The 19,919-nt window shown below is 69.8% G+C and carries 14 protein-coding genes; 3 read left to right on the top strand and 11 right to left on the bottom strand.

What is annotated here, in order from left to right:
* Nucleotides 1-82: 82 nt before the first annotated feature.
* Both PW843_20440 and trxA read right to left on the bottom strand, forming a co-directional pair.
* Nucleotides 83-2,386 carry a TonB-dependent receptor gene (locus PW843_20440; protein MDE1148942.1) on the bottom strand — a complete coding sequence of 768 codons (2,304 nt, stop codon included), beginning with the start codon at nt 2,384-2,386 and terminating at the stop codon, nt 83-85.
* 370 nt (nt 2,387-2,756) lie between these two features.
* Nucleotides 2,757-3,083 (bottom strand): thioredoxin TrxA, encoded by a 327-nt coding sequence (gene trxA, locus PW843_20435; GenBank protein MDE1148941.1) that lies wholly within the window; start codon nt 3,081-3,083, stop codon nt 2,757-2,759.
* Between the two features lie 294 nt (nt 3,084-3,377).
* Between trxA and PW843_20430 the strand changes: the two genes are divergently transcribed.
* The gene (locus tag PW843_20430) at nt 3,378-4,490 is read left to right on the top strand and encodes a hypothetical protein (GenBank protein ID MDE1148940.1); all 1,113 of its coding nucleotides are present in this window, start codon (nt 3,378-3,380) and stop codon (nt 4,488-4,490) included.
* Nucleotides 4,487-5,863 (top strand): hypothetical protein, encoded by a 1,377-nt coding sequence (locus PW843_20425; GenBank protein MDE1148939.1) that lies wholly within the window; start codon nt 4,487-4,489, stop codon nt 5,861-5,863. The genes PW843_20430 and PW843_20425 overlap by 4 nt, the downstream gene beginning before the upstream one ends.
* Nucleotides 5,864-5,970: 107 nt before the next feature.
* On the opposite strand, the gene PW843_20420 is transcribed toward PW843_20425, so the two are convergent.
* The 6 genes from PW843_20420 to tsaE are packed head-to-tail and all read right to left on the bottom strand — an operon-like array spanning nt 5,971 to nt 15,485.
* Nucleotides 5,971-6,672, bottom strand: a complete 702-nt coding sequence (locus PW843_20420) for a glutathione S-transferase (protein MDE1148938.1) — start codon at nt 6,670-6,672, stop codon at nt 5,971-5,973.
* A 59-nt stretch (nt 6,673-6,731) separates the two neighbouring features.
* Nucleotides 6,732-10,223 (bottom strand): double-strand break repair helicase AddA, encoded by a 3,492-nt coding sequence (gene addA, locus PW843_20415; GenBank protein ID MDE1148937.1) that lies wholly within the window; start codon nt 10,221-10,223, stop codon nt 6,732-6,734.
* Nucleotides 10,220-13,234 (bottom strand): double-strand break repair protein AddB, encoded by a 3,015-nt coding sequence (gene addB, locus PW843_20410; protein MDE1148936.1) that lies wholly within the window; start codon nt 13,232-13,234, stop codon nt 10,220-10,222. Before addB ends, addA begins: the two co-directional genes overlap by 4 nt.
* A gap of 4 nt (nt 13,235-13,238) precedes the next feature.
* Nucleotides 13,239-14,009, bottom strand: coding sequence for a nucleotidyltransferase family protein (locus PW843_20405; protein ID MDE1148935.1), 771 nt, complete (start codon nt 14,007-14,009; stop codon nt 13,239-13,241).
* A 4-nt stretch (nt 14,010-14,013) separates the two neighbouring features.
* Nucleotides 14,014-15,027 carry a phosphotransferase gene (locus PW843_20400; protein MDE1148934.1) on the bottom strand — a complete coding sequence of 338 codons (1,014 nt, stop codon included), beginning with the start codon at nt 15,025-15,027 and terminating at the stop codon, nt 14,014-14,016.
* Entirely contained in the window at nt 15,027-15,485 is a 459-nt protein-coding gene (tsaE, locus tag PW843_20395; protein MDE1148933.1) for a tRNA (adenosine(37)-N6)-threonylcarbamoyltransferase complex ATPase subunit type 1 TsaE, read from the bottom strand. The genes PW843_20400 and tsaE overlap by 1 nt, the downstream gene beginning before the upstream one ends.
* Nucleotides 15,486-15,652: 167 nt before the next feature.
* On the opposite strand from tsaE, the gene PW843_20390 reads away from it, so the two are divergent.
* On the top strand, nt 15,653-16,696 hold the full coding sequence (locus PW843_20390; protein ID MDE1148932.1) for an NAD(P)/FAD-dependent oxidoreductase: 1,044 nt from the start codon (nt 15,653-15,655) through the stop codon (nt 16,694-16,696).
* A gap of 19 nt (nt 16,697-16,715) precedes the next feature.
* On the opposite strand, the gene PW843_20385 is transcribed toward PW843_20390, so the two are convergent.
* The 3 genes from PW843_20385 to PW843_20375 form a co-directional block, all read right to left on the bottom strand.
* Complete coding sequence (locus tag PW843_20385; protein ID MDE1148931.1) at nt 16,716-16,997, bottom strand: BrnA antitoxin family protein; 282 nt, start codon at nt 16,995-16,997, stop codon at nt 16,716-16,718.
* Nucleotides 16,998-17,010: 13 nt separating this feature from the next.
* Entirely contained in the window at nt 17,011-17,157 is a 147-nt protein-coding gene (locus tag PW843_20380; protein ID MDE1148930.1) for a hypothetical protein, read from the bottom strand.
* A gap of 196 nt (nt 17,158-17,353) precedes the next feature.
* Nucleotides 17,354-19,918 carry an ABC transporter permease gene (locus tag PW843_20375; GenBank protein MDE1148929.1) on the bottom strand — a complete coding sequence of 855 codons (2,565 nt, stop codon included), beginning with the start codon at nt 19,916-19,918 and terminating at the stop codon, nt 17,354-17,356.
* Nucleotide 19,919: the final 1 nt, after the last annotated feature.

Genomic DNA, 19,919 nt, shown 5'->3' with positions numbered 1-19,919 from the left:
CGGATTTACACGATCAGGTGATTCCACCTGATCGCGTTCCGCTCTAGGGGCATGAGTCAAATCTCATGCCCCGGGGCATGCTTTACCAGTGCACCTCCAGCGTGCCGCCGATGGTGCGCGGGGCGCCCAGGATGGCGCGGTTCTGGGCGGCGTAGACGTACTGCTCGTACTTCTCGTCCAGCAGGTTGGCGACGAACAGATAGGCGCCCCAATGGTCGGTCTCGTACCCGACGCGGGTGTTGACCACCGTGCGCGCGTCCACCCGGTACTGTGACTGGTTGGTGCCGACGGAGGTGTAGACGGCGTCGCGCCAGTTGGCGTTCAGGTTGCCGACGAAGCCGCCGCCGAAATGCAGGTTCACGCCGCCGGCCAGGGTCCAGTGCGGGGCGTAGGGGAATTCCGACCCCGCCAGGCTGACGGTGGTGGTGGACCCCGCCGGCAGGTTCAGCTCATCGAACTTGGTGCGCACGTAACCGGCGGAGGCGTACCAGTCCACCACCGGGCTGATCTTGTGCGTGGCCTCCAGCTCGAACCCGTACAGGTGCGACTTGCCGGCGTTGACGGTGTTGTAGTCGTAGGTGTTGTCGCTGAGGAAGACGGTGACCTGCTGGTCGCTCCAGTCCGTGTAGAAGGCGTTGGCGTTCAGGCCCAGCGTGCCGTCCAGCCAGCTTGAGCGGATCGATCCCTCATAGTTCCAGCTGTATTCCGGATCGTAGGGCACCAGGGTGGCGTGGGCCGCGTTCTGGCTGGACCCGCCGGAACGATAGCCGCGCTGCACCGTGAAGGCGGTGGTCAGGTCCGGCGTCCATTCCATGGAAACGCCCAGCTTGGGCAGGAAGGCGTCGAAGGTCCGCTCATTGGACCCGGCGGCCGACGCGGCTTGCGCCACGATGCCGGCGACACCGCTGTTGATGGCCCGGATGGCGCTGTTCAGCGCCGTGCCGGCGGCGCCGAAGGCGGCGGGGTCGGGATAGGTGCCGGTGAAGCGGGTGGTGGTGCCGGCGCCATAGCGGTTCTGCTCATGGTCATAACGGAAGCCCGCCAGCAGCGACAGCTGGTCGGTCAGGCGATAGCGGCCGTCGGCGAACAGGGCGGCGGTCTGCACGCTTTCCGGCTGCTGGGACTGGTAGGCCACGGGGATGACCGGCAAGGCCGCGGCATAGCTGGCGGTGATGGCGTTGGCCGTGGCGGTGGGAAAACCGGCGGAGCGCAGCAGGCTGGCGATGGTGGCGGTGGGCGTGGTGACGTTGATCTGGTTGGCGGCGTCCAGCGTCAGGTCGCGGTTGTAGTACCAGCCGCCGATCAGGCCGCTCAGCCGTTCGCCTTGGTAATTCAGGCGCAATTCCTCGGTATAGGTGGTCGCCTTGGTGCGGTTGTCGATGTACTGGGAATCCACCGCCGTGCCGTCGCCGTCCTGGCTGGCGCGCTGCTTCAACTGGTTCCACGACGCGACGTTGGTCAGCGTCAGGGTGTCGGACAGCTTGTAGGATAGGTTCAGGGTGGCGATGTCGGTATCGACGTCGCCGATGTTGGGCCGGTTGGAGGCCGAGGTGCGGTTGTCGTAGAAGTCCGGCACGTCGGTGCGGACATATTCGTACAGGTAACCGCCGTCACGCCGGGTGCGGTTGTAGCTCAACACCGCCGTCAGGTCGGGGATGGCCTTGGGCGTCCATTTCAGCTTGCCGCGCAGATCGGTGGATTGCAGCGCGTCGTCATAGCCGCCCAGCGTCGTGTTTTTGATCAGGCCCTGGTCGTCGCGCCGTTCGGCCGACAGGCGGAAGGCCAGCTCATCCTGGATCAGCGGGCCGCCGACGGCGGCGGAGAAGGTGCGTTCGTCCTGGTCGGTCCATTTGATGCGGGCGTCGGCGGTCCAATGGTCGGTGGGCTCGCGCGTCGTGATGACCACCGACCCGGCCATGGCGTTCAGGCCCTGGATGGTGGACTGCGGGCCGCGCAGCACCTCCACCTGGGCGACGTCCCACATGTCGGTGGGGCCGCCGAACAGGGCGGCGCTGGGGATGGGCGCGCCATCGATGTAGACGGTGGCCGCGTCCGCCTTGCCCGCCCCCGACACGCCGGCGTTGCCGATGCCGCGGATGGTGAAGCCGGCGGCGCCATAGGTCTGTGAGACGTTGGCCGTCCGGTCATAGATGTCCTGGATGGACTGGATGTTCTCCTGCTCGATCCGGGCGGGCGTGGTGACCGCGACGCTGGTGGTGGTTTCCTTCAGGGTGCGGCCGGCCTTCTCACCGGTGATGATGATTTCCTCGATCGGCGCCTCCGCCGGCGCCGCGTTCGACGCGTCCGCCGCCAGGGCCGCTCCGGCCGGCGCCAGCAGGGTCGCCACCATCAAGGCCAGGTATGAAATCTCTGATTTTGTTATCATTTTTTATCTTCCCCTTCATCAAGCGGGGAAAATTAACGAAAAAGTTAATGCGAATCAATATTAGTCGCAAAGTTAGGTTGGAATTCCGGGCCGCGTCCTTTCGTGACACGGGCGCAAGAAAAAGGCGGGCTGCCACCGGGGGCGCCCGCCTTTTCCTTCAAACACCGCAGACGTCACCGCCCGCGGATCATCTTTCATACCAGCGGCACGAGGTCCCACCTTGTGCCGCCGTAGGCTGCGACCGCAGCCGCCGGACCTTTCCGGGGAGCCGTAGGCGGACCGGAAAGGGAGGATAAGCCCAGCCAGCGGATGCTGGCGCCCGGCGCCTGAGGGGGGCGTTTGATCGTGGCCGATCAAACGCCGCGCGGTATCAGAGAACCGACTTGATCCAATCGGCCAGGGCCTGCTTGGGCAGGGCGCCGACCTTGGTGGCCGCGACCTGGCCGTCCTTGAACAGCATCAGGGTGGGCACGCCGCGCACGCCGTACTTGCCGGGGGTGTTGGGGTTGCTGTCGATGTCCAGCTTGGCCACGGTCACCTGGCCGCTCAGCTCACCGGCGATGGCGTCCAGCGACGGGGCGATCATCTTGCAGGGGCCGCACCATTCCGCCCAGAAATCCACCAGCACCGGGCCCGGGGCCTTCAGCACGTCGGTGTCAAAGCTGGTGTCCGTCACCTTCACCGTATTCTCGCTCATCACTTCTATCCTTCTATAGGGCCCCGTTGGGTGGGCACCCTGTTCCCGTGGCCCTACCCTGGTACCGGTAGGTGGACGTGGGGGGCCCACGTCCGTCGTCCCGCTAAATGTAGGGGGGCAGGGTCGGTACGGTCAAGGCGGGCCCAAGCGGGGGTCTGGGGATGGGCTGGCCCCTCTTGAATTCCGGTCAACATTTCCTTCGCCCGCTGTTGGCCCCGGCCTATAGTCGAAACGGGGCGGATCCGTGGCACGGGTCCGGTCCCGGGCGGGACGAAACGGTGCGCGGGAGCCGGGATGAGTCAGGCGAGAAAGCTGGATACGGCGCCAGGCACCTTCGTGGACCGCGGCATCGCGATCCCCTTCACCACCCCGATGCTCAGCCAGGCGCGCATGCGGCCGACGCGGCAGGGCGACCCGGAATTCCTGGTCCAGGGTTTCAAGGGCGGCCGCGAACTCTACATCATGCCCTGGCGCTCGCTGCCGGCGGTCATGACCGTCACCCTGCACGACCGCCTGCTGTACGACGCGCTGCTGGCCGTGGATCGCCACACGCCGGAAGCGGTGCGCGGCGCGGTACTGATGGTGCAGTCCACCGGCGTCGCCGGCGGCGACGCGTCGACCGCGGCGGAACGGGCCCTGGCGCTGGACCAGGGTTACCAGGCGCTGACCCAGTTCACCCTGGTGACGGAACTGCTGCGCCTGGCGCGCATGGATCCGGGTGATTTGCTGGCCACCGGCATGACGGGGTCGGAAAGTCGCCGGCTGGTGCGCGCCGCCCTGACCCAGCTGGCGCAGCGCGTCGGCCTGCCGCCGGATGAGATGGTGACGCGGGTGGATGCGCTCAGCACCGTCGCAGCACCCCTGGGCCTGCCGCAATGCGGGCAGTTGGGCCGCCTGCGTGTGCAGGTGACGGAGTTGGAGACCCTGGTCAAAGTATTGGCACAGTGGGCCCGGTCCGACCTGTCCGAAGTGGCGCGTCTGGCGGAATTCGTCGGCACCGCCGCCCAGGCCACGCTGGCGCTGGCGCGCGACCGCGTGGCGCGGGCGGATACGCGCTGCCGCGACCTGGCCGCCATCGCCCGGGACTTCCCCGCCATGCGCGCCGCCGTGGCGGAGGAGGTGGAGCGCCTGGCTTGGCTGCTGGATGGCTGGCCCTTCCTGGGCCGCCTGTGGGACAGCGTGTCCGACCGCCCGCAGGAAGCCCAGCAATCCACCATGGGGGAGATGTTCCGCCTGGTTCCCCTGGTGCCCAAGGGTGAAGGCGGGCGGGAGCCGTCGTTCGCCGAGATGGACGCCTTGGCCAAGATCCAGGCCCGTTGGCATCGACCGGGCGACGACGCCCGGGGGGGCGGGCTGGACATGAACGCCGTGATGCGGATCGAGGCGCTTAAGGCGGTGATGACATGAGTGATCCCGCCGCCGTGGCGCAGTGGGAAAACCTGGCCCGCGACGCCACGAAACTCAGCGACGTCAAGTTCCTGCAAATCTACACCCTGCTGGAACAGCTGGGCGACAAGCCCGGCATCGCCGGCGCGTTCGAGGCCATGCGCCCCCGCCTGACGCAGCTGCGCCCGCCCCGGCGGCCCACGGTGTCGCGCCTGTTCTTTCGCCCGGCGGAGGATCTGTTCGATGATCCCATGGCCTACAGCCGCCGGCTGCAACGGGTGTCGCGCAGCACGCTGGCACCCTGCTGGAACGTGGTCGTCACCCGGCTGGATCCCGCCCTGGTGGCGGATGCGGGCCAGGCCATCCTCAAGACCGATCCCCGCGATCCCCGCGCGCTCAGCCGCATCGCCACCCCCTTGTGGGAGGCCGGGTCCCAGGCCATGGTGGACATCGTGGCCGAGGCGGAGGCCAATCTGCGCTTCATGGCCGAGCATTTCGGCCGCGACGACGACGTGCTGCGCCAGCTGCAAATCCTGCGCGACGTCCTGAAGCTGGGTGCGGAGATCGAGGAACTGAAGCTGCGTCTGCCGGAACGGCCCATCGGCGACCTGGCGGAATTCCATGTCGAGGCCATCCGCGGCGTGCTGGCCCGCCTGGGCACGGAAAGCCCCAAGGCGGCCGCCCCGGTGCTGCTGGTGCTGACGGCGCGCATGCTGCGGCCCGGCGTGGCGCTGAAGATGCTGGCCGACCTGCGGGTCAGCGGCGCCGGCGTGGTGGAACGCGACCAGCTGACCCGCGACCTGTCGGGCGTGGTGGTGGGCAACCTGCTGCGCCAGACCGGCGTCGTCAGCAACCCGCCGCCGACGGACCCGGGGCTGGCACCACCTGACCCGGTACAGAAGCTGGGCAGCCTGGCGGTGGCGGCCGAACGGCTGACCGACGGCCTCACCTCCATCAACGACACGGTCGCCCTGCTGCGCGACAAGAAGATCACCGACCGCGTGGCGGCGGCACGGGGGGAGATCGGCGGCTTCGTGCTGACCACCGTGCTGGGCGACGTGGGCCAGACCCTGAACGACCTGATGTTCCCGGCCGAAGGCGGCATCACCACCGCACCCGACAGTCTGAAGCGGGCCGAATCCACCGCGCTGGCCCTGAAGCGCACCGCCAAGCTGGCCGGCAGCCTGGGCATCCAGCGCGAGGTCGGCACCAAGATCACCGACATCCGGCGCGAGATCGACCGCCAGACCGACCGCATGCTGTCGGCCCCGGACTCCCGCACCAACCCCGAGGTCAAGCGCCAGATGTTCAACAATCTGCGCCTGATCGAAATCCTGGTGGGGCCGGACGAGGCGGAACGGCTGTACCGCGAATGGAACCGGCGGTTGAGTTAGAGCCTGTTGCGTTTAATCGGAAACGTAACAGGCTCTAAGCCTTTGTTTGGCGAGCAGATTCACGCTTCAAGGCGATTCCGCCTTTACGCGATCTGCTCCAGCGTGGGTCAGGTGTTGGCGACCTTCTTCAGCGATTTCTCGATCTGCCCGGCGCAATAGCTGTCGCCATAGAGCCTGACGGATTCCCTGTCCCAGGCGGCCAGGGCCGGTGTCGTCCAGACGCGGCGGCTAAGGTTCGCCACCAGCGGTGCCTCGGCGTCCAGCAGCGTGCCGGTGCCGGGCAACACGCGGCGCAGGGTGGACCACAGGGTGGCCGTGATGATGTCGGCCACGCCGATGGCGCCGCCGTCCAGCAGGAAGCCGCCATCCTTGGTCACGCCGTGCGCCAGGGCGCCGGCTTCCCAGATGGCCATCCAGCGTTTCAGCCGGGGCTGGAACTTGGCCCAGCTTTCCGGCGTCCACATCTCCCGCCCGCCATCCAGGGTGATCTCATCGATCACGTCGTTGGCGTCGGCCGTGATCTTCACGGTCATGGCCCGGCCCTCCGCCGTGTCCGGCACCAGGCTCAGCGTCTCGCCCAGGTACAGGGCGATGGCCGGCATCTCCGACACGGTGAAGCCGTTGGCCCGGTCGACCAGCACCGGCGGTCCCATGAAGGGCACCGGCTGGTCGGTGGGTGCGGCCTCCATCGCCTGGGTCAGGGCGTCCACGTCGGGTTCGTCCCAGCGTTTCCCGGCGTGGGCCAGGATGGCGCGGATGAATTCGCCGCGGAACGGCACGGGCCAGTAATACAGGGTGTAGTCGGACATCCTCGTCATCTCCCGTCGGTTGACAGGGCAATCAACCCGGCGACGGCCGAGAGGTTGCATCAATTCAGCGCGATGGCGTCCATGCGGGCGGGATCGACCTCGGTGGTGTGGGGACCGTCCGTCCACAGCAGCAGGCAGCGGATCTCCAGGCCGGGATAGATCTGGCGCAGGGCCGCGCGGTAGGCCGCCATCTGCTGCACGTACAGCGTCGGGATCTCGTCCGGGGTCAGGGGCGGCGGGCGGTTGGTCTTGAAATCGACGATCCGTACTTCCGTGTCCGTCACCACCAGCCGGTCGATCTGGGCGGCCAGGGGCCGCGTGCCCACCGTGCCCACCAGCGGCACTTCCGCCCGGCTGGCAGGCCCGAACAGGTCGGCGAACAGCGGGTCGGTCAGCACGCGCAGGGTTTCGGCCAGGATCTCCGCGCGGTCCGCCGGGGCCAGGCCGTGGCCGGGCCGGGCCAGCCAGCGCCTTGCCGCGTGCGCCCGCCCTTCCACCGGCATTTCGGGCAGCAGCTGCAACAGCTTGTGGATCAGAGTGCCGCGCTTGAAGCGCCGCGCCTCCCGCGCCTCGCCCTGGCCCAGGGGGGATCGCACCGCCGGCTCCTCCGCGTCGGGCCGCGACGGCGCCAGGGGGCGCGACGGCGTGGGCTCGGCCGGGGGTGGGGCCGACAGCCAGGTGGGGGGTGGCGGTGTGTCCTCCGTCCCCTCCCGCGTCGCCGCCCTGGTGACCGGTGGCCTGGTCTGCGGCTGCGACAGCACGCGGCCATCGCCGCTCCACCCCTGGCGCGACACCAGGGTCAGGTCGAAGGGCTGGCTGGGCGCCACCGTGGCCAGGGCCTTTTCCGTCAGGCGGAACCAGGTGTCGTCGCCCGTGGCGGTCTTGCCCTCGTAACCGCAGACGTGCAGGCGGTCCTCCGCCCGGGTCAGGGCCACGTACAGCAGGCGGCGGTATTCCTGGTCGCGCCGGCGGTCTGCGTCCGCCCGGGCTATCCGGCTGGCCTTGTCCTCCTGTTCCCGCCTCGGGGCGTAGAGCGGCACGCCGCCGTCCTGTCCTTGCGGCCACAGGATGCGGGGGCTGGCCACCGGCTTGCGCGTGGTGTCGGGCAGGATGACCACGGGGGCCTGCAGGCCCTTGGATCCGTGCACCGTCATGATGCGTACCTGGCCGCCCGGCGGCCCGCCCTGCTTGGCGCCCACGTCCAGCTCGCGCTTCACCTCCGTCTGCCCGGCCGCCAGCCAGTGCAGGAAGGTCTGCAGCGACGGCGGATGGGTGCGGTCGAAGGCCAGGCTGAGGCTCAGGAACTCATCCACCGGGTCGATCGCCTCCGCCCCCAACCGGCCCAGCAGGGCGCGGCGCCCACTGGCCCCATCCGCCGGGCAGGCCCGGGTCAGCAATCCGGCGAACAGCTCATAGGGCGCGGTGTAGTCCACGGCCCCCAGCAGGCCGCGCAGCCACAGATAGGCGGGGCGAAAGCGGTCGTCCGTCTCCGCCCGCTTGACCAGCGCCGGCCACAGATGGCCGCGCCGGCCGTGGGCGATGGTGAACAGGTCGTCCTCACCCAGGCCGACGAAGGGCCCCTTCAGCACGGTGGCCAGGGTCAAATCATCCTCGGGCATCAGCAGGAACTGGCCCACCGCCATCAGATCCATCACCGCCAGCTGTTCGGTCAGCACCATGCGGTCCACACCGGCCACCGGCACGCCCCGGTCCTTCAGCGCGCGCACCAACTGCTGCACGAAGGCGTTGCGGCGGCGGACCAGCACCAGGATGTCGCCGGCGGTCAGCGGCCGGCCGCGCGCCTCCAGCACCTCCCCCTTCGCCAGCCAGTGGGCGATCTGGTCGGCGATGACGGTGGCCAGGCGGGCTGCGGGCTTGTCCTCCGGCTCATGGTGCAGGGGCGGGGCCCAGGCCGGGCTTTCCAGGCTGTCGCCCGGCCGCACCAGGGGCCACAGCTCCACCTTGCCCGCCATGCCCTGGCGGAAGGGGCGGTGCAGGATGTCGCCGCCGGACACGCCATCACGCGCCTCGCGTTGCGCGAACACCGTGTCCACCGCCTGTAATACCGCACCCACCGACCGGAACGAGGTTTCCAGGTCCACCGTGGCCCAAGGCTGTTCCGCCGCCTCCACCCGCGCCTGGAAGGTGCGGCGCATGTGGGCGAATTCGGCCGGGTCGGCGCCCTGGAAACTGAAGATAGACTGCTTCTCGTCGCCCACCACGAACAGGGTGCGGTTGGTTTCCGCCTGGCCCTGGCCGGCGAAGAATTCCTCCGCCAGGGCGCTGACCACGCGCCATTGCTCCGGGTTGGTGTCCTGCGCCTCATCGATCAGGATATGGTCCAGGCCGCCGTCCAGCTTGTACAGCACCCAGGCGCAGGCCTGGGCGTCGCCGGTCAGCAGGGCGCTGGCCGCCAGGATCAGGTCGTCGAAGTCCAGCAGGGCGCGCCCCGCCTTCCAGCGCTGGTACCCCTCCAGCATGCTTTCCGCCAGGGTCAGCAGGGCGGATGTGGAATGGGCCACGGTGACGGCGCGCAGCTTTTCCTGCAAGTCGATCAGGCGCTGACCCTCGGCCGCCAGGATGTCCGGCGCGCGGGCGTTGGCGGCCGTGGCGTCCTTGCCGGCCAGTTTGGCCCGCACCGTGCCTTCCGCCGTCAGGAACAGGCGGCGGTAGGCGTCCAGGTCGGCGACGCGCCGGTCGATCTGGTCCAGCCACAGCTGGATGCCGATGCCCCGCTCCACATCCGTCTTGGTGCCCTCGGCCAGGGCGGCGCAGGCGGCGCGCAGGCCCGCCACGTCCAGCACGTCGTCGCGGCAGCCGGCGGCCAGCACGCCCCCCTCGCTCTCCCCCGGTGCCACGCCCAAATGGCGGAACAGGGCCGCGATGGTGGCGTCCAGGCCACCATGGCTTTCCAGGATGCGGCGGATGCGGCCGCGCTGGGCTACCAGGTCGCCCAAAAGGTCGCCGAAGCTCTCCTCATTCAGGGCGCCGGCCAGGCGGGCCAGCGCCCGGCCCAGGGCCGTGTCCGGGCGTTCCTGGGCCGAGGCCAGCATGTGGGCCTGCGCCTCCGCCAGGGCTTCGGCCGCCGTGCGGTCGTCCATCACCTCGAAATTCGGTGGCAGCCGGGCTTCCAGGGGGAAGCGGCGCAGCAGCGATTGGCAGAAGGCGTGGATGGTCTGGATCTTCATGCCGCCGGCGGTGTCCAGAACCCGGGCGAACAGGCGGCGGGCGGTCAGCACCTCATCCCGTGTCGGCGGCCGGCCGTTCAGCTCATCCAGCGCCAGGGTCAGGTCGCCGTCCGGCATCACCGCCCAGCCGGCCAGGCGCTCGGCGATGCGGTTGGCCATTTCCGCCGCCGCCGCCTTGGTGAAGGTCAGGCACAACACGCGGCCGGGCAGGGTGCCGGCCAGCATCAGCCGCACCACCCGGTCGGTCAGCACCTTGGTCTTGCCGGTTCCCGCCGATGCCCCCACCCAGACGGACGTCCGGGGGTCCGACGCCTGGCGCTGCTTCACCGTCGGGTCGATCGGGCGCTCGCGCACATCGTTCATGCCTCACCCCCATCACCCACCGACCATTCCGCCACCCGCGCCAGGTGCAGGTAATCGGAATAGCGCGGCGCCATGCCCGGCCGGGGCTGCGATCGGTAGGGGGTGGATGGCTGGTCGAACAGGTCGATCAACTGGCGCAAGCCCTCCACCGCTTCGGCCGCCAACTGGCCGGGGTCCAGCTTCAACGCCACCACCTGGCCGGCGGGTTCCCCGCCCGTCAGGCGCCAGAACGCCAGTTGCTCCACCGCCTCGGCGCGGAAACCGAAACCGCTGCCCAGGGCGATGGCGGTTTCCAGCGGCAATTGCGGGGCAAAACCCAGCTCCACTTCTTTCGCACGCGGCGGCATGCCGGTCTTGTAGTCGATCAGGGCGATGGATCCGTCGGGCAGGCGGTCGATGCGGTCGGCCTTGGCGATGACCTCGAACGGCTTGTACGCCGCCTCCACCATCAGGCTGCCCCGCGCCTCGGTCGCCAGGGGTTGGATGCCGCCGGCCCGGCGGTCGCGCTCCAGGGCGATGAACCAGGCGGCGATGCGCTCGAACCGGGGCCACCAGAAGGTTTCCAGGGTGGGCTGGCCGCTGTACTTCGCGAAGAACTGGCGGCCGAAGCGGGTCAGCTGCGCCAGCGCGTCCTCCGGCAGCAGTGTGCCGGGATAGGCCTTCACGAAAGCGTCCAGGGCATCGTGGATCAGGGTGCCGCGCTCGGCCGCGCCCGGATCGGCGTCCAGCGGTTCCAGCGCGTCCAGCTTCAGGACATGGCGGGCGTATAGCGCGTACGGGTCACGCATCCAGGTCTCCACCTGGGTGACCGACAGGCGGCGGGGGCGCGCCTCCACCGGCGGGCGCGGTTCGGGGGCAGCACAGGGACGCACGGCGGCGGGCGTGTCCATGCCGTCGGCCCAGGCGGTCCAGCGACCCATGCCGGCGTTGAGCGCGCGGGGGCGGCCCAGCGCCTTCAGCACCGTGTCCAGCCGCAACAGCCAGCGCGACGGCACGGTGGGCGTGCCCTCCACCCGTTCCGACCGGGTCAGGATGACGGTGGGGGCGCCGGCGGCCTGGGCGAAGTCGTGCGCCGTCTGGCCCAGATGGCGTTCCGGGGTGGGCAGGCCGAAACGCTCCCGCATGGGACGGGACAGCCAGGGGTCGGCCTTGGCCTGGGGCGGCCAGGTGCCCTCGTTCAGTCCCCCCAGGATCATGACGTCGAACTGCTGTAGCCGCGCCTCCAGCAGGCCCAGGATGTACAGGCGCGGGTGCAGGCCATAGCGCGGGCGCACGGCGCGGCCCACCATCAGGGCGCTGATCACGCCGGCATAGTCGGGGCCGCCCAATTCGGGGAAGTCGTGGCCGGCGTCCATCACCTCATCCACGAAAGCGGCGGCCGCCTCACCATCGTCCTGGCGCCACAGGCGGTCGGCGCCCTTGACCTCATCGCTGGCGGCCAGGGCCTCGGCCGTGCGCATGTGCAGGTCCAGCCAGTCGGTCAGGGGACGGGCGGCTCCCATCATGGCGGCCAGCAGGGGACGCAGCAGCCCTTCCAGATGGTCCACGAACTGCGTCAGGCGGGCGCGATGGGAATCCGGATCGCCATAGGCGTCGAAGCGCCGGGGCTCGGCCTGCGACAAGGCCAGGCGCAGGCCGTCGAAGCCGTCGGCCGGCCGGGGGCCACGCAGCACGGCGCGTTCCAGGTCGCGCACCTGGGTGCGGAAGTGGATGGCGTTCTGCCTGCCGGCCGCCAGCGGGTGCTTCAGCAGGGCCAGCAGGGCCAGCGGCGTGGCGTCGGCCGCCCAGTCGGCCAGCAGGCGCAGATAGCTGCCCACCGGGCTTTGCGTCAGCGGCCGGCCGGCGCTGTCGTTGACCGCGATGTCCCAGCGCTTCAGGGCTAGGGCCACGCGGCGGGCCAGGTCGCGGTCGGCCGTCACCAGCGCCGCCGTGCGCCCGTCGGTCTCCAGCACCTCCCGCATCATCAGGGCGATGGCGGACGCTTCCTCCTGCGGGGTGGCGGCGTCCAGGCGGGACAGGCCGGCCAGGGCCTCGGTCGCCTGGGTGGCCAGGGGACCACCAGGCAGATCCTGCCAGGCCTCGGTGGTGCCGGCGGGGCGCAGGGCCTCGGCGATCAGGCGGGCGCGGGCGGGGTGGCTGCGCCGCCCCGCGTCCAGCGAGGCCGGCAATTCGGCGGGCAGGGGCCAGGGGCGCACATCGGCCCGCTCCACCTTCAGCCGGTCCAGCAGTCGCTTCAGTCCGGATTGCGGATGGGCCTCGTCCAGTTCCTGCCAGGTGGCGGCGTCGCACTCCAGGTCCAGGCCGGGCAGGACCACTGCGCCCTGGGGCAGGCGGGCCACCACGGCCAGCAGGTCGGCGGTGGCGGGGATGCTGCCGGTGGAACCGGCAGCGATGACGGGGCCGGGGGGCGGCTTGGCCGTCCAGGTCTCGGCCAGGGCCTTCAGGCGCTGTTCCCGTTCCCGCGCCGGGTCCACGCCGCCCTCGTCGGCCAGCAGGGCCGGCCAATGCTGGGTGATGATCTCCAGGAACTTCAGCGTCACCTGCCAGTGCTGGGCATAGTCGTCCGGCACCAGGCGGGCCAGATCGCCGAAGGAACACCCCTCCGTCTGCACCTCGTCCAGCAGGCTGGCCAGTTCGGCCGCCAGGCGCGTGGCCTGGGCCGCCGTGGCCGCCAGGTCGGGGGCCCGCATCACCAGGCGGGCCAGCAGCAATTGCCGGCGCAGCGCCGGCACCGCCTGGTCCAGATCGGCGCCGCCTTGCGTGAACACCACCTCATCCGTGTCCACGTCACCCAGCGGCGACAGGCGGGGCAGCAGGATGGACCGGCCGCGCGACAGGCGCAGGAACGCCTCGCGCAGCGCCCGCACGGCGCGCACCGTGGGCAGCAGTACCGTCACCCGTGACAGGGCCAGCGGATCCTCGCCCACCTGGGCCAGGATGCCGGCCGCCAGCGCGTCCACGAAGGGCAGGCCCGGGGCGATGGTGTAGACGGTGCCGCTGGCAGCACTCATGGGCTCAGGGCTCCGCCTTGCGCGGCTGGCTCAGCTTGGCGTCGTGCAGGATGGGATGGCCCAGCAGGGTGTCGACCTCCTCCACCGCCTCGGGCGTGCCGACGTGGAACCACACGCCGTCATGGCGCATGCCGTACAGGCGTCCCGCTTCCTCCGCCTGCTGCCAGAGCTTCAGGTTGGAAAAACGGTTCTCGGTGATGGCGTGGTACAGGTCCGGCTTCACGATGTGGACGCCGGCGAAGACGAAGGGCGCCAGTTCGCCCTCGGCCCGATAATGCAGGCGGCCGTCGGCGTCCATGTGATAGTCGCCGGCGCCGTCATAGCCCACGGCGGCCACCGTCGGCATCATCAGCAACAGCACGTCCATGATGGCCGGGTCCCAGGTGGCGGCCAGGCGCTTCAGCGCCGGAATGGGGCCGTCCAGCCACAGGATGTCGGCGTTCACCACATAGATGGGGTCACTGCCCAGATGGGGCAGGGCGTGGCGCACGCCGCCGCCGGTTTCCAGCAGGTCGGCCTCGGGCGACAGGGTGATGGCGGGCGCCTGCCGGTCGGACAGGTGGCTTTCGATCATGGCGCCCAGGTGATGGGTGTTGACCACCGCACGGGCCACGCCGCTTTCCGCCAGCCGGTCCAGCGCGTGGTCCAGCAGGGGGGCGCCGCCCACCGACACCAGGGGCTTGGGCCGCGTCAGGGTCAGGGGCCGCATGCGCAGGCCTAGGCCGGCGGCCAGCACCATGGCGGTATGGGGTACGGAATAGGCGGGGGCGGTCATCGCGTCAGAAACTCCGGACGATGGTGTCGGTGATCAGATCGGAAGGCGGCAGGTGGATTTCCACCCAATGGGCGACAGGCGCCAGTGCCGGGTGGCGGATGGCGTCGGCGAACTGCCTCCAGACCCGGGGCAGGAAGGACAGTTGCGGCGCGCCGGCCGTGGCCTGGGCCAATTGCGCCACCCGGCCCAGGATACGGGCGTGGCGCTGGGCCGCCAGGATGGACGCCGATGCCGCGAAGGCTTGGGCATCAATGCCGGGGAAGGCCGCCAGGTAGCGCGCCGTCATCGCGGCGGCGATGTCCGCCGGCACATCGCGCCGCGCGTCCTGCAACAGGGACACCAGGTCATAGGCGCGCGGGCCAAGGCCGCCGTCCTGGAAATCCAGCAGGCCGCAGGCATTGACGCCGTCGCGGCCGGCCAGGCGCATCAGGTTGCCGGGATGGTAGTCGCGCAGCAACAGGGTATCCGGCAGGCTGAGTGCCGCCGGCAATACTTCGTCCCACGCTGCCGCCAGCTCATCCCAGGCGCTGGTGGGCAGCGCGCCACCGCGCACGGCTGGGGCGAAGGCGTCGGCGAACAGCATCACCTGGTCGCGGAACAGGCGGGCGTCATAGCGCGGCACATCGGGCGCCGTGGCGGGGTCGAAACGCCGGTGCAGGGTGATCAGCACATCGGTCGCGGCCTCATACAGCGGCAGCCAGGGCTCGACACCGGCATCCAGCAGGCGGGCGTAGTCCTCGCCCCCGAAATCCTCGATCAGCAGCAGGCCATGCCCCGGCTCACCGGCCAGGATGGCGGGTGCCGACAGGTCGGCATCCCGCAGCAGTTTGGCGATGCGCACGAAGGGCGGTACCTGGGCCGCGGCGGCAGGGTCCGCGCAGTCCATCAGGATGGCGCTGTCGCCGTCCCGGGAGAGCCGTTCATAGCGGCGGGCGGACCAATCGGCGCCCATGGGCCGGCGGGTGGCGTCGGCCCAGCCGGCCTTTTCCAGGAAGGCGATGATCAGCGCGTCCCGCATCACAGGTCCTTCAGGCGCAGGGCCCAGCCGCTATGGCCGGTCAGGGTGGCGCGGCGGCTGTCGGGTCCGGTGACGGCCAATTCCACGTCCAGCCGCTCGGTGGGCAGCAGATATCCCAGGCGCACCGGCCATTCCACCAGGGCCACGCCCCCGTGCCGCACCTCCTCCCATCCCAGTTCCAGCACCTCGTCCGGTTCGGTCAGGCGATACAGGTCGAAGTGCCACAGGGGAAAGCCGGGCAGGTCATAGGTCTGCACCAGGGTGAAGGTGGGGCTGGGGACCTCTTCATCCGCGTCGCCCAGGCTGCGGATCAGGAAACGGGCGAAGGCGGACTTGCCGGCACCCAGATCGCCGCCCAGCGCCACCACGTCGCCCGGCGCCAGCAGGTGGCCCAGGCGGGCGGCCAGGGCGGCTGTCGCCGCCTCGTCATCCAGGGTGAAGATCAGGGGCTGGGACATCGGTATCCTGGCGAAGGTCGGTGCGGGATTCTGCTTCGCCGGACGGGCGCCGGGCAAGCATCGTCGGGCGGCGTCTGCGAATTGGGCTGTTGATTAGCGCATCAAATCGCGTGATGAAAGCAACCCGAAACGGCCATCGGCCCCGCGTTCAGGAGTTCGCACCCATCATGTCCACCGCTTCGCAGTCCATCGCCCCCGGCGGCACCCACCGCACCGACGTCTGCATCATCGGCGCCGGCCCCGTGGGTCTGTTCGCCATCTTCGAATGCGGCATGCTGAAGCTGGACTGCCACGTGGTGGACGCCCTGGACATGGTGGGCGGCCAGTGCACGGCGCTGTACCCGGAAAAGCCCATCTACGACATCCCCGGCTATCCCGCGATCGAGGCCGCCACCCTGATCGACCGGCTGGCCGAACAGGCCGCCCCCTTCAACCCCAACTATCACCTGGGCCAGCAGGTCACCACCCTGACCCAGAGTGACGATGGGCGCTGGCTGGTGGGCACATCCAAGGGCACCACCATCGATGCCCGCGCCGTCATCGTGGCCGCCGGCTGTGGCGCCTTCGGCCCCAACAAGCCGCCGCTGGACGGGCTTGAGGACTATGAGGGCAAGTCGGTGCACTACCTAGTGCGCCGCCGCCAGGATTTCGCCGGCAAGCGCGTGGTCATCGCCGGCGGTGGCGACAGCGCCGTCGATTGGGCCATCTCCCTGGCCGAGGTGGCGGCCCGGGTGCAGGTGGTGCACCGCCGCGCCAAGTTCCGCGCCGCCCCCGAAAGTGCCGCCCGCCTGGACCAACTGGCCAAGGACGGCGCCATCGACATGGTCGTGCCCTACCAGCTGGCGGGGCTTGAGGGCGCCGACGGCCAGTTGACCGGCGTGAAGGTCGCGACCCTGGACGGCGTGGAAAAGACCCTGCCGGCCGACGCTTTGCTGGCCTTCTTCGGCCTGGCGATGGACCTCGGCCCCATCGCCGAATGGGGCCTGAACGTGGAACACCACCACGTGGCGGTGACCCCCGCCACCATGGCCACCAACGTGCCCGGCATCTTCGCCATCGGCGATATCGCCACGTACCCGGGTAAAGTGAAGCTGATCCTGTGCGGCTTCGCCGAGGCCGCCATGGCCGTGCACGCCATCCACCCCCTGGTCCACCCGGGCGAAGCGCTGCACTTCGAATACTCCACCAGCCGCGGCGTGCCGGGGGCGTAGGGGAACGTCGGCGCTGGCCTCACTTCACCTTGAGTGAGGCCAGCATCTCCCGCCGCAGGATGGCGTTGATGCGGGACTGGTACCCTTTGCCTTCCGACCGCAGCCAAGCCAGCACATCGGAATCGATGCGCACGGTCGTCGATGTCTTGGTCGGCTTGTAGAAGCGGCCCCGCACGGCGTTCTTCCAGAACGCTTCCGTCAATTCAGGGATGTCGCTGAAATCGATCTCGCTGTCCGGCCGCTCCGCCAGGGCTTTGAGCTGGGCCTTTTCCTCCTCGGTTAACGGGGGAAGGTTTTCCAAATCGATATCCATCCTAACGAGCTTCGTATTCATAGCGACGCCTTTCCTTGGGGGTGGCGGATCGGGCCGAAATGACGCGGATGATTTCTATCGTCTCGCCATTTTCATCAATGTCCCGGATGGTGTGCACCACCATCAGCAGCAGATGATCTCTAACCACGCCTAGGCTCTGCCAGCGTTGTTCACCGCCTTCGATACGGTCCTGAATGGTGAGTACGAATGGTCAGCGAACACACGCAGAGCGAAGCTGAAGGCGACGCCATGCTTGCGGACATTGCTGGTCGCCTTATCCGGATCCCATTCGAACCGCATTCTCATACGGAAATGTTACTACAATTCCGTATGGCGCAAAAGCCTCACTCCTCCCGCAGCAACGGTGCGGCCGGCTGGCCCAGGGCGCGCCAGGTGGCGACCAGGCCCAGGGCCAGGGTGATGGCGGTGCTGATCAATGAGGTCAGCACCAGGGTTTCCGGCAGGAACACCCACTTCATGTGCATCACCTGGGTCAGGACGGCCCAGGCGGTCAGGGTGCCCAGGGCGCCGGCGATCAGGGCGGTGACCAGGCCCAGGGCGCCGTATTCCACCAGGAAGGTGCGCAGGATGGTGGACCGGGTGGCGCCCAGCACCTTCAGCACCACGGCGTCATAGACACGGCGGCGGTGGCCGGCGGCGATGGCCCCGGCCAGCACCAGGGTGCCCGCCACCAGCGACACGGCCGCCACCACCCGCACCGCCATGCCGATGTTGGCGATGATGACGGCGACGGTGGACAGCGCCTCCTTCACCCGGATGGCGGTGACGTTGGGGAAGGCCTTGACGACGGCGCGCTGGATGGTGGCCTCGGATGCCGCCGGCGCCCGCACGGTGGCCAAGTAGGTCTGCGGCGCGTGTTCCAGCACGCCGGGGCTCAGCACCAGGGTGAAGTTGATGCCCAGGGTGGTGAAGTCCAGGTCGCGGACCACCGCCACCTCGGCCTCGATCTCCCGCCCCAGGATGGACAGGGTGATGTGGGCGCCGGGGCCGATGCCGAAGGCCTGCGCCACATCCTTGGAAATGGCCAGCTTCGGCGGACCGCTGTAGTCGGCTGGCCACCAGGCGCCGGCCATCACCTTGTCGCCGGCGGGGGCGACCGCCTGGTAGGTGACGCCGCGGTCGCCGTTCACCACCCATTTCTTGTCGGGGTCGTGCACCATGTCCTGCGCCGGCTTGCCGTCCACCCGCACGACGGTGCCGCGCAAGGACGGGGTGGTTTCCAGGTCGCTGGCGCCCGGCACCGCCATCACCGTCTGGCGGAAGGCGTCCAGCTGGTCGGGCTGGATATCGACGAAGAAGAAGCTGGGGGCGTTGGCGGGCAGGGACTCACCCACCTCGCGGCGGAAGTTGCCCTCGATCAGGGCCACGGCCACCAGCACGGTGAGCCCCAAGCCCAGGGACAGCACCACCATGCCCGACAAATTGCCCGGCCGGTGCAGGTTGGTCAGCGCCAGGCGCAGCGCCGGCCGGCGCGGGCGGGGCAGCAGGCGGGCCAGCCGCGTCAGGCCGGTGCCCGCACCCAGGAACAACAGCAGGGTGGCCGCGGCACCCACCACGAAGAACGCCGCCAGCTTCTGGTCGACGGAGGTCAACACCGCCAAGGCACCCAGGGCCAATGCCAGCCACACCAGGAAGGCCAGCAGGAAGGCGGGGGGGCGGCCCCGACGCCCGGCCGACCCCTCCCGGAACAGGCGGGCGGCCGGCACGCCCTGCGCCTGGCCCAAGGGCCAGAGCGAGAACAGCAGCGCCGTCATCAGGCCGAACAGGCCGGCCAGCGCCAGCCGGCCGGGGTAGACCCCGATCTCCGCCGTGATGGGCAGCAGGCCGGCCAGCAGATGCCCCGCCGTCAGCGGCAGCACGGTGCCCAGCACCAGCCCGGCCACGATGCCCAGGCCCGCCAGCGCCAGGATTTGCAGCAGGTACAGCTGGAAGATCAGGCGGGCGGGGGCGCCCAAACACTTCAGCGTGGCGATGGAGGCGGTGCTGGCGTCCATGTGGCTGCGCACGGCGTTGCCCACGCCCACCCCGCCCACCAGCAGGGCGGTCAGCCCCACCAACGTCAGGAACTGCGCCAGCCGGTCGATGAAACGGGTCAGCTGCGGGGCGGCGTTATGGAAGTCGCGCACCCGCCAGCCGGCGTCGGGGAAGGCCTTGTCCGCCGTCTTGACCCAGGCGGTCGAGTCCGTGTCCGGCGGCAGGCGCAGCTGGTAGGACCAGTTGATCAGGCTGCCCGGCCGCACCAGGCCGCTGGCCGGCAGGGCGTCCAGCGATACCATCAGGCGCGGGCCGATGGCGAAGCCGCCGGAACCGGCCTTGTCCGGTTCATGATCGATGATGCCGCGTACCTCCGCCGCGATGTCGCCCACCGCCACCCGGTCGCCCGGCTTCAAGGACAGGCGGGCGGCCAGCGTGTCGTCGATCAGGGCGCCATAGACGCCGTCACGCGGCGCCAGGCGGGCTTGCCCGTTGGTGGCGCCGTCGGTCAGGGTCAATTGGCCGTACAGGGGATAACGCCCGTCCACCGCCTTCAATTCCACCAGGCCGGAGGCGCCCAGGTCGGCGTCGGCATTGGCCGCGTCGCCGGAGACCTTGTGCGTCATGGCGCGCATGTCGGCCGTCACCGCCACCGTACCCTGGCCGTCCAGCCACTGCCGCTGTTCCGGCGTCGCTTCCCGGTACAGCACACGGACGGAGGCGTCGCCGCCCAGGATGGCGCGGCCGTCCTGGGTCAGGGACCGCTGGATGCCGCCCGCCACCGACTGCACGGTGGCGATGGCGCCCACGCCCAGGGCCAGGCACAGCAGGAAGATGCGAAAGCCCCGGATGCCGCCGCGCAGTTCGCGCCGCGCCAGCCGCGCCGCCAGTTTCAGGTCGTCGATCATGGTCATC

This window comes from Azospirillaceae bacterium, from assembly GCA_028283825.1.
Classification (GTDB): Bacteria; Pseudomonadota; Alphaproteobacteria; order Azospirillales; family Azospirillaceae; genus Nitrospirillum.
This window is presented reverse-complemented; position numbering and strand designations above follow the sequence as displayed.

What these genes read in the sequence shown, in the direction of transcription:
- PW843_20440 (MDE1148942.1), bottom strand. Translation starts at nt 2,386, where the DNA reads ATGATAACAAAATCAGAGATTTCATACCTGGCCTTGATGGTGGCGACC.
- trxA (MDE1148941.1), bottom strand. Translation starts at nt 3,083, where the DNA reads ATGAGCGAGAATACGGTGAAGGTGACGGACACCAGCTTTGACACCGAC.
- PW843_20430 (MDE1148940.1), top strand. Translation starts at nt 3,378, where the DNA reads ATGAGTCAGGCGAGAAAGCTGGATACGGCGCCAGGCACCTTCGTGGAC.
- PW843_20425 (MDE1148939.1), top strand. Translation starts at nt 4,487, where the DNA reads ATGAGTGATCCCGCCGCCGTGGCGCAGTGGGAAAACCTGGCCCGCGAC.
- PW843_20420 (MDE1148938.1), bottom strand. Translation starts at nt 6,672, where the DNA reads ATGTCCGACTACACCCTGTATTACTGGCCCGTGCCGTTCCGCGGCGAA.
- addA (MDE1148937.1), bottom strand. Translation starts at nt 10,223, where the DNA reads ATGAACGATGTGCGCGAGCGCCCGATCGACCCGACGGTGAAGCAGCGC.
- addB (MDE1148936.1), bottom strand. Translation starts at nt 13,234, where the DNA reads ATGAGTGCTGCCAGCGGCACCGTCTACACCATCGCCCCGGGCCTGCCC.
- PW843_20405 (MDE1148935.1), bottom strand. Translation starts at nt 14,009, where the DNA reads ATGACCGCCCCCGCCTATTCCGTACCCCATACCGCCATGGTGCTGGCC.
- PW843_20400 (MDE1148934.1), bottom strand. Translation starts at nt 15,027, where the DNA reads ATGCGGGACGCGCTGATCATCGCCTTCCTGGAAAAGGCCGGCTGGGCC.
- tsaE (MDE1148933.1), bottom strand. Translation starts at nt 15,485, where the DNA reads ATGTCCCAGCCCCTGATCTTCACCCTGGATGACGAGGCGGCGACAGCC.
- PW843_20390 (MDE1148932.1), top strand. Translation starts at nt 15,653, where the DNA reads ATGTCCACCGCTTCGCAGTCCATCGCCCCCGGCGGCACCCACCGCACC.
- PW843_20375 (MDE1148929.1), bottom strand. Translation starts at nt 19,918, where the DNA reads ATGACCATGATCGACGACCTGAAACTGGCGGCGCGGCTGGCGCGGCGC.